The following is a 12,945-nucleotide window of genomic DNA, read 5'->3' as shown; positions in this document are numbered from 1 at the left end:
TTATTGATCTCATACACTGTTATAGTAAAATAACAGTATAAAATAGATGGAAGAAAACAGATATTTTATCCGGGTTATCATTTTAGCAATCGTTGGGCTAGCTATTTCATGCACTTCTCCGTCTGAAAAAAAAGCTGCTGTTTTATACAATACCCATTGTGCTAGTTGCCACTTACTACCAGCCATAGATGACCTTCCAAAGCATATCTGGAAAAATGGCGTGCTACCAGATATGACTGCCAGAATGGGCATTAAGGATTCTACGGTAAACCCTTACAAAAATGTTTCTTTTACCGAGCAACATGCTATTATGCAAACAGGAATATATCCTTCAAGACCTCAACTGTCCTTACCTGAGTGGCACTTACTTAAGGAGTACATAATTTCTTTAGCACCAGATTCCTTGCGAGCTAGTGCTACCAAGGAATATAAAAAAATTGAACAGTTTGAAGCTGTACCTATTCAACTAGATAGCACAAAAGGAACATTTATAACATTTTTACAATTTGATGAACGAGACAATTCTATTATCTCGGGCGATTTAAAAGGGGACTTGTTAAAGTACAATTTTATACGCAAGAAAATAGATACGTTAACAACCACTGGCGGGCCTATTACAGGATACACCAATAACCTAAAATCTTCCTTCATTACAAATACCGGCAACCTAAATCCGTCTGAAATTGCTCGTGGTGATATCCAAATTAACTCCAAGAATGTTAATGAACAATTACCTTTTGTCCTCCACCGACCTGTTCATACGCTCGCAAAAGATTTAAACAAAAACGGTCATGATGAATTAGTGATATGTGAATTCGGAAACTTCACGGGAAGCTTATCATTACTTTCAAAAGAAAACAATGGGAATTATAAAAAAGAAATTCTGATAAATCAGCCAGGGTTTATAAGAACAATCGCCAAGGATATGAACGGAGATGGTAAAGATGATTTAATAACACTCGCCTCACAAGGAAAAGAAAGCATCTTTATTCTCTATCAACAAGGCAATCTTGAATTTACTATTGATCCTGTGATTAAATTTAGTCCTGTTTACGGTACTAGCTGGTTTGAGCTTATTGATTATGATGGGGATGGAGACGATGACCTAATTACAGTACATGGCGATAATGCGGACAAAAGCTATGTTCACAAACCGTACCACGGTCTTCGTATTCACATAAATGATGGTACAAATCATTTTGAAGAGAAATTTTTCTTTCCTTTAAATGGAGCCACTAGAGTGGTTGTAAATGATTTTGATCAAGATGGAGATTTCGATTTTGGCATACTATCTACATTTCCCGATTATTCAACGAATCCAGAATCCTCTTTTGTCTATTTAGAAAACAAAAACGCGCAGATGTTCTCCTTTAAGCCTTTTACTTTTTCAAACTCAAAACTAGGTCGTTGGTTATTGCTAGACTCAGGTGATGTTGATTCCGATGGAGACATAGACATTATTTTAAGCTCCTTTACATATGGCTTCACCCCCGTACCTAAAGATTTTCTAAACATTTGGAAAGATACGGATGTAGATATAATGTTACTCAAAAACGAGCTTAACTAATTTTAATAAATTTCAAGGAGAATAGAAAAGAAGCTGATACCCTACTCACTCCACTCGCTCCTGCTCCATAAACCACTCATACAATTCATCATCTTCATAAGCTTTTATCCAAGAATCGTGGCCTACTCCTGGATATCGCGTGAAGCGAATATCATGTCCCATACTTTTTAATTTGGAAACCATGGTTTCCGACTCTGAAATTGGAATGGATCGGTCTTCTTCCCCATGAAAAACCCAAATGGGCATTTTCTTATCTATCCAAGAAGCATAGGGCAAGGGCGTCATTCCGCAAACAACGGCCATGGCAGCAAATCTTGTAGGGTATTGAACTGCCATTTCCCAGGCGGCCCCTCCTCCTCTACTGAGCCCGGTTAGATAAATTCTATTTTTGTCCACGCGATTATTCGCTACTATAGTATCTAGCAATTGCATAACAGAACGGGTATTCCACCACATTTTCTTTTGTGGGTTCTGAGGTGCTAAAATCAAGAAAGGAAACTTCTTTCCTCTTTTAATCAATTTAGGCGGTCCGTTTCTTTTTACATATACCAAGCTATCTCCTGACTCTCCTCCTCCATGAAGGAACAATAATAAAGGATACTTTTCTTCCGGTTTTTCATCATATCCTTCCGGGAAGTATAAATAATAGCTATAATTCTCTTTGATAATTGTTTCTTGTTCAGCATCGACCAATTTATATTTTGACTGGGCGGCACAACTCTGTAACACAAAGCAGAGTAAAATGAAATATAATCTTTGCAGCATTTATCAATTCTTATCCGCAGAAGTACAGCGGAATTCATCCGTTAAAAATACGACATTAAAAAGAGCGCTAAAAAGAAACGGATGCCTAAATGGACATCCGTTTTTCATTTTAATAATTAATTAACTTTTATCTATAGAGTGTAAAATGTCCTACGTAGCGTATATCCCTATCATCATTTTGGTTCACAACATACCAGTAGTCTCCAGTTGGCAGCTCTTTACCATCATAAAGACCATCCCATTCGCTTACCTGGTCCAACTCCGCAACAACTCTACCATAACGGTCATAGATAATTACTTCTATATCCGGGAAGAACTCTCGGTTACCCGGTGCCCAGAAATCATTTTCATTATCACCGTTAGGCGTAAAGAAATTAGGTATTTCTAACATTCCAGTAAATTCAAACGGAATAACAGCTACTGCCACACAACCATTCTGATCTACTACTCTAATTTCAACCTCGCCACTTTCGGTAGTGGTATACAAGCCTTCGCTTCCATAAGACTGTCCATCAAAGAAGAATTCATAACCTCCAAAACCACCTTCCGCAGTTGCTGTAATTTCATTTGGACCTGTTTTCTCTGCCACTAATGTTAAAGGATCATACGCCTCAATCGTAAACTCAACAAAGTTGGTACATCCGTTTTCATGGTAAATATAAACCGTATGGTCTCCCGCAGGTAAGTCTCCCCATGAACGTTCGGTTGTGGCCAAAGCCGTAATGGCATCTGTTGGGTCTATAGGATTCAATGCGAACAACAGTTCAGGAATCAAACTCTCTTCTTGCATTTGAACCGAAGCCGTACTATTTGGGAATATACCTTCACAACCGTATTGAACTAGAGGTTCTGCTGTTAAATCTACTCCTATATCTATAGGAATAAACACATTTGTACTACACCCATTGGCATCTTGTACAAAAACAATATACCCTTCACCCCCTATTAAGTTATCAAAATATAAATTATCATTTCTTAAGAACACTTCGGTTCCATCAGAATTAGGACCAACTAAACGAGTCTCATAATACTCATCTAATGTTGTAGGGTCTACAAATGGCGTACCACCGGTTATTGTAATTTGTGCCGTACCATCTTCAAAACCGATACATGTTTCAGGGGTTGTACTGAAATCTGTAACTTCTAATTCTTCTGGTTCGGTTACGGTAATTTCAAAAGTCTGCGGACAACCTTCTGCATCTTGTGCCAATACCGTATACGTAGGGTTGCTGGGCGTATTAGCGGGTAAATCCGTAAACGTATAGACAGTTGGGTTATCTGGATCACTAAAGAACTCACTTAAATTAGGCTCTATGGCAAACTGAACTAAACCTGCCGTGGCACTTGTAACCTCCATTGTAATGGTACCATCATCCTCTCCATAACAAGTTGTTGGCGTGCTTGATTCAACAATATTTACCGGTATGGCTGGGTCTATGGTAAACGGACCTTCAACCACCCCGCAATTAGCGCGGCTAATTACAGAAATCCAGTAATCACCAGCATCTAGGTTTTCAAAAGTTCCAAAATCTTGCATTGTACGGTTTTGGTATGTAGGCATCGTTTCTGCTGCGAAAGCATCAGAACCTGGGTCAGAATTATAGATTCGGAATTCATAAATACCCGTACCTCCATTAGCAATACCTTCTATTCTACCATCTACTTCGTAGGCACACGAAACATCAAAAGTAGGAGAGTTTATATCTATACTCAATGGTTCTGCATCAGTAATGGTAATACCGTTGGTCTTAACTGCCAGACAAGAACTTAAACTACCCACCTTACGAACCTCATAGCGATATGAGTTACCAATAGTACCTGGAATACCAGTTGCTACCGGAAGCCCATTGGAATCTGTTCCACTAATAAGCGTCCAAGGACCACCAGATCCATTTACACTGTATTCGTACGTTCCTCCTTGCGGATTATTTACACGGATCATCATAGTCGCCGCGTTACCACAGGCCGGAACTGAAGTCTGAATCAATGCCGGATTAATTGGTGGTGGCGGAATTACTTGAATAGGTGCTGATACCACCCCACAATTTAATGTAGATGCTACTTCAACAGCGTACCAACCTCCAGGAATAACACCCGAAGTACCAGAAAATTCTGGGTCATTTTGGTAACCGGTCATAGAATCTATGTCGGTATTATCATTACTTCCTAAGTGCAATAATCGATACTGGTATCCTGCTCCAGGTTCACCACCAATTGCCCCAGGATTTGTTGTTCCCGGCTCCACAGCCACGATTATAGCATCATTACCCGTAGGGCATTCCAATTCTCGTGTGATAATAGCTTCCACCTCTATAGGAGGCAGAGCCACTAATTCAATCTCTCTACTATGGGTACATCCTTCAATGTCCCGTACGGTTACTCGGTAATTACCACTGGATAGACCTGTAAAGGTGTCATTGGTTCCATTGTTTGCAAAATCAGCATACGCAGGATTTGAATGAGGTGTGAATCCACTACCCACGGTACTTTCATATTCCAGCATATATTCATAAGGTGATGCATCCCATCCTCCTTGGGTAGTAGCTACAATCTCACCTAAATCATTAGTACATCCTACTCTACCAATTTCATCCAAAGAGGTGATAGCGAGGGTGCCATTAGGCGTGTTCAAAACGGTTACATTGCTAAATACGTTACAACCCGTTACTGTTTTTCCTTGTTCACGAATCACAACACGGTGGTTACCGCCTTCAATACCCGTAATTACAGCAGGGTTTCCATCTATTGCGGTATCAATTAATCCTGTTGAGTTTCCAGCAACCGGTGTTCCAAAAGCTCCACCAGTGAATCCTGGGTCAGAGGATTCATAAACCCAATATTCATATACTCCCGTAAATCCGCTTACATCAATTGTTAGCTCACCATCTGTGGCGCCAAAACAACCCACAGCTTGTGATTCCGTAATAGTAACAGTAGGCAATACCGGTTCATCTACATTATATGGCTCTAATGGATAGTTACATCCTCCATTATCGTTTATTTGCAAACGGTATTCACCAGATGACATTGGCAAGTCTAATATGGCAAAAGTAGCTCCGTTGACAACTTCCGTAGTAACAGGCATTACCGAGTTACCTTGATCAACTATACTAAAGTCAGTTGTACCAGTTACATCTATTCTGATAGTCTCAGGATTTTCACAATCCATAGCAGATTCTTGTGTAATTACCCCCGTTACATTACTAGGAGGACTAATAGTTACATCTGCACTAATATATTCACAACCATTACTATCTATGGCATATACATTAATAGTTTGGACTGATCCATTATCTACAATTTCAAAATCCATAGTATTACTACTTGTAGTTTGATAACTATCCGTAGCATTGATTTTAAAGCCATAATCAGAACCGTTACCAACTCCACTAACCGTAGCGGTCAGGATGGTTGTACTGAATCTGTTCGCTCCAACCTCACATAATAATGTACCTGCCGACGCATCTACAGTGAAAACTGGCGGTTCACCAATAATCACTTCTTCCCTATCATAGCAATTTCTATCCGTTACCACCTCTAATACATAGGTACCTGGAGCTAGGTTTGAGAAAGAACCTGATAAGTTATCATCGATGCGAGATGAGTTATCATAGTTTGAAGGCATCGAAGCCAAATCACTATTATACAAGTTGTACTCTTTAATACCATCTACATCAGTTCCCGCAATTAATGACGCCGAGATACTTCCATCATTTAGACCATTACAACTTACATCGGTAGCTCCCGTTTCATCAATATCCGGACTCGTTGGAGCGGACCTCACTATACCATTAACCGTAAATGTACAGGGGTTTATCCCATCTGTAACCTGATTATCAGTCACTTCTACTTGATAATCTCCGGCAGCAATACTTGGAAAAATACCGTCATTGTTAGGATCGGTAATATTCACGGGACTACCAAAAATATCCGTACCAGTCAGTACATAGGTGAAATCGCCACTACCGCCATCTGCCGTAATTGTAATCTCTCCATCCGTTTCTTCACAACTTGGCTCACTAGAAAAATCTCCTGAAGCCGATAACACTTGGTATACCTCTGCCACATCATCCACATCACATCCGTTGGCATCAATAACATTTACAGGGTAAGAACCTATATTGTTTACCGTAAACGTAGCTTGAGTAGGCGTACCAGCTACGTATGCAGGGGTTTGACTCTCACCATTCAAAGTGAAGGTAGGTGTATCTATATCTCCCGGAACCTCTACAGTAATCGTAAAGCCACCTACGGGAGTTGTAACATCACATTGGTTATCAACACTAATGGTTGGCGCTGGTAAATCAGGATTCAACTGTATAACCGCTGCAGAAATTCTATAGGCACAATCATTGGCATCCTTTACCCAAATATCATAATCAATACCGGGAGCCAATGCACCAGGCAGTGCAACCGTAGAAGCGTCACTAAAATCATCGGAAGAATCACTTGGCGTGGCTGTTCCGTCATTATCTACAGGAGTACCCGCTGGCACATAGGCATATAAATATGGACTTCCAGATGCATAAGGCGTACCTCCACTACCTCTGACCGTTAACTGACCCAGGGCATTACAGTTTGCATTTTCGTTACTAATAATATCAACTCGTGGAGCCAACAAAATTGCTTCGCCCTCATCTCCATAGGAGCAACCTCCATCATCCTCAACAGAGACCCCATATCTACCACCAGGAACTGAAATAGCAGATGCCATAGTGGTTAAAGAAGTACCTAAATCCGTATAGACAACCTCACCTGTATCAAGATTGGTTATAACCACGTCAAACGGAGCGGTACCTGAGGTAATATTATAATTTACACCAACATCACCATTTCTACATGTGGCATTATCCACAACTATGTCAACATCTCCTCCTGGGCCATCTGGCAAGGTAATTACTTCTTCATAGGTACAACCTGTACCTAAATCACGCACCTCAACAGTATAGGACACTCCCCACAACAAATTGTTGAAACAGTGGTTTGCAGGCGGGTTACTTGGTGTAGTCCATCCCACTAATGGATCCGGATCCGCCAATCGTATTTCATAACTACCTGATCCGTTTACGATATCTACACAAACTGTAGTTCCTCCCGGAGAGCAAATTGCTGGCGGTGGTGGAAATGTTGGAACAATATCCAAACTTAAGGTACCAATAGTAAACGCCTCAATATCTCTACACCCTCTTGAGTCCAATACAATTAACTGATAATTACCTGGAACAAGACTAGGGTCCGTCACGGTTAAAGAAAAATCAGAATCCGCTACGTTATTTTGTGTATAGAAGGGGTTTCCAAAATTATCTTCAATTATTACGGTATAGTCCTCTACACCAGGAGTAGGCAAACCAATAGTTACTCCACCTGATAGTGCACCGGGAGAACCGGGAGAGCAGGTAGCATCAATTGGAGTTGCGATAACATCCGGAGAGGGACGAGTATCATCGGCTACCGTTAAAGGAATTACTGCCGTGACACAATTTCTAGCATCCTTAACAACATACTCATAGTTACCGGCTACTAATCCTGAATATATAGTTTGATCAGAGAATACATAAGTTAATGTCGGATCCGGATTACTAGGGTTGGCAGTCAAGTTCCCAGCGGGAGCAAAAACGACCTCAAATGGAGGAATACCAGATGATACTGTAGGTATAACCTCAACAAACCCGCTATTTGGATCACCACAACTTGGACCTTCTATTCTATGCGTAGCAGCAATATTCGTAGGTTCTTCAAAAGTTATAATTTCTGAAGTATTGGCACATCCATTGGAGTCGGTAACTGTTACTTGGTAATCTCCATGGTTTCCAAAAGGAACTGTATAGTTGAAATTCCCAGAAGGTAGCTGTACCCCATCATGGCCCGATACGGGTGTAAAGGGATTAGGGCTTACATCACGATACTCAATAGTATATGATGTGGCACCCAAATTGGAAATATCGCCTCCATTTATACTTATTTCCATCTCTCCATCTCCTCCACAAGGTATTTCACTTGCTATATCCAAACTAACTTGAACCTGCGGTGGTATTCTAATTGATGATGTTGATGCCGTACAACCGTTACCATCTACTACCTCAATAGTATAATTACCCGGTACCAAACCTGTAAACGTATGTGTGCCACCGGTTCCTACCAATGATCCACCATTAATACGATATTGATGTGTACCCAGGGCTGCGGATCCCGCCGTTGACGTAACCGAAATCTCTCCTTGATTAGTGGCTGAATAGCAATAATCTATTGTTCCTTCTGCAATAGTTGGGGCATCTAAACTAGTCAACGAAAAAGTCGTTGAAGCCGTACATCCTTCAGAGTCTATTACCGTTAAGGTATATGTACCTTCTTCCGTTAAATTACCAAAAGTCCTTCCTGTTTTTGGGCCTTGTAAAGTTCCTCCTGGCCATTCCAATTCATAACGATATCCGCCAAAGCCGCCAACACCTGTTCCTGTTACTCTACCAATGTTGTTATTCTGACAACTCATATCGGTTACCGCTCCGGTAACACTTAACGGAGTTGCAGCTTCTATTACATCAAAAGACGCAGTTGAAGTACAGTTGGTATCATTATCGGTTACTGTAATTTCATAAGTACCGGCACCTAGACCCGTAATGGGAATTTCTTGATCTGTACTGGTTCCACTAGTAATTGTAGTACCAGGTAATTGAACTATGGTATAATCATAATCCACAGCAAAACCATCTATTAAAAATGCGCCGTTCCCATCTGTAGCAGAAGGACAAACTCTTCTATCTCCACCAGATTTTACACGAGCTCTAATAGTACTAAATCCACCGGTTGTAAAACTTGCCGTATGGGTACAACCACTATCATCTGTAATTTCAAATTGGTACGAAGTATCTAAATCCAAACCAGGAAAAACATTACTTGCCTGCGCTGGAGGAAGTGTCGTAGAAGGATTAGATGAAACAATTTCGTATTGTGTAACCGTATAAGTTGCCGGAAGAACATCAACAGTAACCCTACTGGTCCCTGTACTACAATCCAAGTTATCTTGAGCGAAAGTTATGGAGTCCGGTGGTGTCGGCTCCGTGATATCTATTGGTCCTAATGCCTGCAAACACCCTGCATCGTCCCTTACGTAAGGAATATAGCTGCCTGGCGTTAAACCAGTAAACGTAGTTCCGGATTGGAAGGTTACATTATCCACACTGTATTCGTACCCGGTACCTGAACCACCAGTTGCCGGTGTGAAGTCGATTATTCCTCCTCCATTGATACAAGTATAGTCTTGGGTCATTGAAGCCGTACTGCTCAGGCCACCTGCTGACGTAACCGTAACCGCAGGCAGAGACAATACACAAGTAAAAGCTCCTTGAGAATACTGAACTTCTACAATATTATAAGTTCCATCAGCAACAGGTATGGTAGAAGAACTTGTAAAAGGGTCGCCAGCGTTATTGGTAGCCCTAAATTCTAAGTTAAAACCTTTAGGATCGATAACGTTAAAATCTACCTTTCCACCTCCATTGGTACACGTACCTACTATGTCAGATGCTGTAACATCCGGCGCCTCCAATTCCGCTACATATTCAGATTTTTCCGCTGTACATCCCTGATCATCGGTAATATAAAATGTATAGGTACCTGGACTGGTAACCGTATATGAGCTAGTTCCTGTAAAGTTACCGCCCGAATTTCCTCCATCACTTACCGTATAGCTATACGTACCCGAACCTCCAGAAGGTGTAACATCTATATCTACACTTGAAATCGTTGAACATCCAAAGCTCATACCATTGGTATCCGTAATGACAGTTATAGGACTTAGCCCTGTTCCTACCGTAATTGGGTTTCCACTAGTATCCGTATATTGAATTGGAGCTGCAATTCCATTTGGAATATCTTCCTTACAATCATTTGTTTCTACTTTAACTGCATACGTACCTTCACTAACAGCTCCAAACGTATAGGTGTTACTAGATATAGTTGAAGTAAACTCTATTTCCGCTCCACTATCATCTAATAAAGTATACACATAAGGACCAGGAACTTCAGGATTCACCGTTACATCTATTGAACCTGTCTCTCCACTACATGTAGGATTTGTGAATGTTACATCAATTTCAATATCTACTGGCTCAATCTCAATAGGGCCAATTAAATATTCACATACCTGCCCGGAAATATTCAATCTTGCTTTTACGGTATAGGTACCTGGATCTAAATTTGAAAAAATAGAAGAAGATTGATAAGGCCTTACAACCGATCCTCCTTCGCTAAGGTTAAATTGATAACTGTTGGGAAGACCTGTAATCTCAATTCTACCAGGGTTGTTACAAACATAATCTTTAGAAGAAACGCCGTATGAAATAGTACTTTTCTTAACCTTAAAAAAGTATTGTTGCCCATCGGCAACAACACGATACTCTGCTCCAGAGGTAGCTGAAATACTACTCGCATCTAATTGAAAAGTATCCGTATTAGCTACTTCCGTATAACAGGATATATTTGTATTGGGACAATCTTGGTTTATATCAGGACTACAACTACCTCCTAGGACTTGCCACGAAACATTAGAGTATGAACCGGAAAGCGAAATAATTTCATCATCAGAATCACCACAAAGATTAAAACGTGCCACTGTAAAACCATTGGCCGTACAACCCACTTCTTCATCTGCATTCTGAATAATAGTCGAAAACATAGGAGCGGCAGCGGCTTCTTTAGCCGTGCTACTTTTTAGAGCCTTGGTTGAAATAGACTTGGCACTATTGGCAGCTTCGCTTTTAACTGAAACTACTTCTTTAACGGCAGAGGCTACTTCAGCATAGATATTGAAGGCCTTCTTGCCGGCTATAGCAGAAGTACAAACCACTGAAAAGGTCATTAACAGTAGCGCGTACAGAATACGCTGTGTTTTTTTTGGGAGCATAGGTTAAGTCATTTTAAAAAGAAAATGAGCGATTTGGGATGCATCACTTTCTCTCGGGTATTTCTTTTAAACTTATAAATTCTCGTTATCTTTAACCATAACGGGATACCTTAATAATATCATTTAACGTCAAATTATGCAAAATAGTGTATTAACGATAGCCTTAGCTGCGATAACTCTTAGTTATTCTTGCGCTCAAGATACTGAAAACAAGGTAGATACCCCACAAAACACCCCGTACACCGCTCAACTACTGATCGATGAACTGCAGACTCCATGGGGTTTCGTTTTTTTAAACGAAAATGAGCTTTTGATTACCGAAAAATCCGGAGAACTGATTCATTACAAAAACGGAGAAAAGACGAATGTAAAAAACGTTCCCGAAGTATACCAAAGAGGACAAGGTGGACTGTTAGATATTGAATTGCATCCAGATTATAAAACTACGGGGTGGATTTATATTTCTTATGCGTCAGAAGAAGGGGAAGAAAAAGGTGGGCACACGGCATTAATGCGATGCAAACTAAGTGACAACACACTGACTAACAAAGAGGTAATTTACAAAGCTTCTCCAAATACAACAAAAGGCCAACACTTTGGTTCGCGTATTGAATTTGATAATGATGGCTACTTATATCTATCCATTGGTGAACGTGGTGCACGAGATGAAAATCCACAAGACATAACCCGCGATGGTGGCAAAATTTATCGATTTTATGACGATGGAAGAATTCCTGAGGATAATCCCTTTGTAGGGAAAGAAGGTGCCAAAACCGCAATTTACAGTTACGGACACCGAAATCCACAGGGCTTGATTAAACATCCTGAAACCGGTGAAATATGGGATAATGAGCATGGTCCAAAAGGCGGAGATGAAATAAATATTATTAAAGCAGGTGCCAATTACGGATGGCCTGTGGTTACCTATGGTGTAAACTATAGTGGCACTTCTATCACGGATAAAACCGAGATGGAGGGCATGACACAACCTATTCACTATTGGGTGCCTAGCATAGCACCAAGTGGCATGGCGTTCGTAACTACGGATAATTATAAAAACTGGAAAGGTAGTATTCTTGTAGGTTCGTTAAAATTCCAATACATGGAACGTCTAGAAATGGAGGGTACCAAAGTTGTAAAAAGAGAAAAATTATTGACGGATTTAGGTCGGGTGCGAGATGTAAAAGAAGGTCCTGACGGGTTAATTTACGTAGCCATCGAAGGAAAAGGAATTTACAAACTAGCGCCTAAACCCTAGACAAAAAACTGTTTTATCAATCGTTTGCTTAATTTCAACCGAACAATATAAATGAAACTTATTTTCAATACCCTAGTCTGCTTGATTTCAATGGGATGCTTCGCACAAGCACAAGAATCTGAGTTAGCAGAAAGTATGCTCAGAGGTAGTGAAATCTATGCCGATTTCTGTGTTACTTGTCATTTAGAAGAAGGAGAAGGTATAGCAAGCACATTTCCCCCTTTAGCAGAGTCCGATTATCTTGCTCAAAACCGACAAGCAAGTATACATGGTGTAAAATACGGTCAGCAAGGACAAATGATTGTAAACGGAGTCACCTATAACAATATCATGCCTTCGATGGGGCTTGAGGATGAAGAAATAGCGGACGTTATGAACTACATAATGAATTCATGGGGGAATTCTTCAGACAAAATAGTAACACCTGAAGAGGTAGGGGCTATAAAGAAGTAA

The 12,945-nt window shown here is 40.5% G+C and carries 5 protein-coding genes; 3 read left to right on the top strand and 2 right to left on the bottom strand.

The annotated features are described in order from the left end of the window. Positions 1–46 precede the first annotated feature (46 nt). Complete coding sequence (locus tag P0077_RS16170) at positions 47–1,567, top strand: FG-GAP-like repeat-containing protein (protein ID WP_276166245.1); 1,521 nt, start codon at positions 47–49, stop codon at positions 1,565–1,567. A 45-nt stretch (positions 1,568–1,612) separates the two neighbouring features. Here P0077_RS16170 and P0077_RS16165 read toward each other — a convergent pair whose 3' ends face one another. After that, complete coding sequence (locus P0077_RS16165) at positions 1,613–2,332, bottom strand: carboxylesterase family protein (protein WP_276166244.1); 720 nt, start codon at positions 2,330–2,332, stop codon at positions 1,613–1,615. Between the two features lie 127 nt (positions 2,333–2,459). After that, positions 2,460–11,234 carry a T9SS type B sorting domain-containing protein gene (locus P0077_RS16160; RefSeq protein ID WP_276166243.1) on the bottom strand — a complete coding sequence of 2,925 codons (8,775 nt, stop codon included), beginning with the start codon at positions 11,232–11,234 and terminating at the stop codon, positions 2,460–2,462. A 136-nt stretch (positions 11,235–11,370) separates the two neighbouring features. Here P0077_RS16160 and P0077_RS16155 point away from each other — a divergent pair, with 136 nt between their 5' ends. Together P0077_RS16155 and P0077_RS16150 are read left to right on the top strand one after the other, a co-directional pair. Next, positions 11,371–12,492: a PQQ-dependent sugar dehydrogenase gene (locus P0077_RS16155; protein WP_276166242.1), complete on the top strand. Its 1,122-nt coding sequence runs from the start codon at positions 11,371–11,373 to the stop codon at positions 12,490–12,492. Positions 12,493–12,543: 51 nt separating this feature from the next. Then, on the top strand, positions 12,544–12,945 hold the full coding sequence (locus P0077_RS16150; protein WP_276166241.1) for a c-type cytochrome: 402 nt from the start codon (positions 12,544–12,546) through the stop codon (positions 12,943–12,945).

This window comes from Zobellia alginiliquefaciens, from assembly GCF_029323795.1.
Taxonomy (GTDB): domain Bacteria; phylum Bacteroidota; class Bacteroidia; order Flavobacteriales; family Flavobacteriaceae; genus Zobellia; species Zobellia alginiliquefaciens.
The sequence above is the reverse complement of the archived record's forward strand: the minus strand, read 5'-3'. Positions and strand labels throughout refer to the sequence as shown.

What these genes read in the sequence shown, in the direction of transcription:
- P0077_RS16150 (WP_276166241.1), top strand. Translation starts at nt 12,544, where the DNA reads ATGAAACTTATTTTCAATACCCTAGTCTGCTTGATTTCAATGGGATGC.
- P0077_RS16165 (WP_276166244.1), bottom strand. Translation starts at nt 2,332, where the DNA reads ATGCTGCAAAGATTATATTTCATTTTACTCTGCTTTGTGTTACAGAGT.
- P0077_RS16170 (WP_276166245.1), top strand. Translation starts at nt 47, where the DNA reads ATGGAAGAAAACAGATATTTTATCCGGGTTATCATTTTAGCAATCGTT.
- P0077_RS16160 (WP_276166243.1), bottom strand. Translation starts at nt 11,234, where the DNA reads ATGCTCCCAAAAAAAACACAGCGTATTCTGTACGCGCTACTGTTAATG.
- P0077_RS16155 (WP_276166242.1), top strand. Translation starts at nt 11,371, where the DNA reads ATGCAAAATAGTGTATTAACGATAGCCTTAGCTGCGATAACTCTTAGT.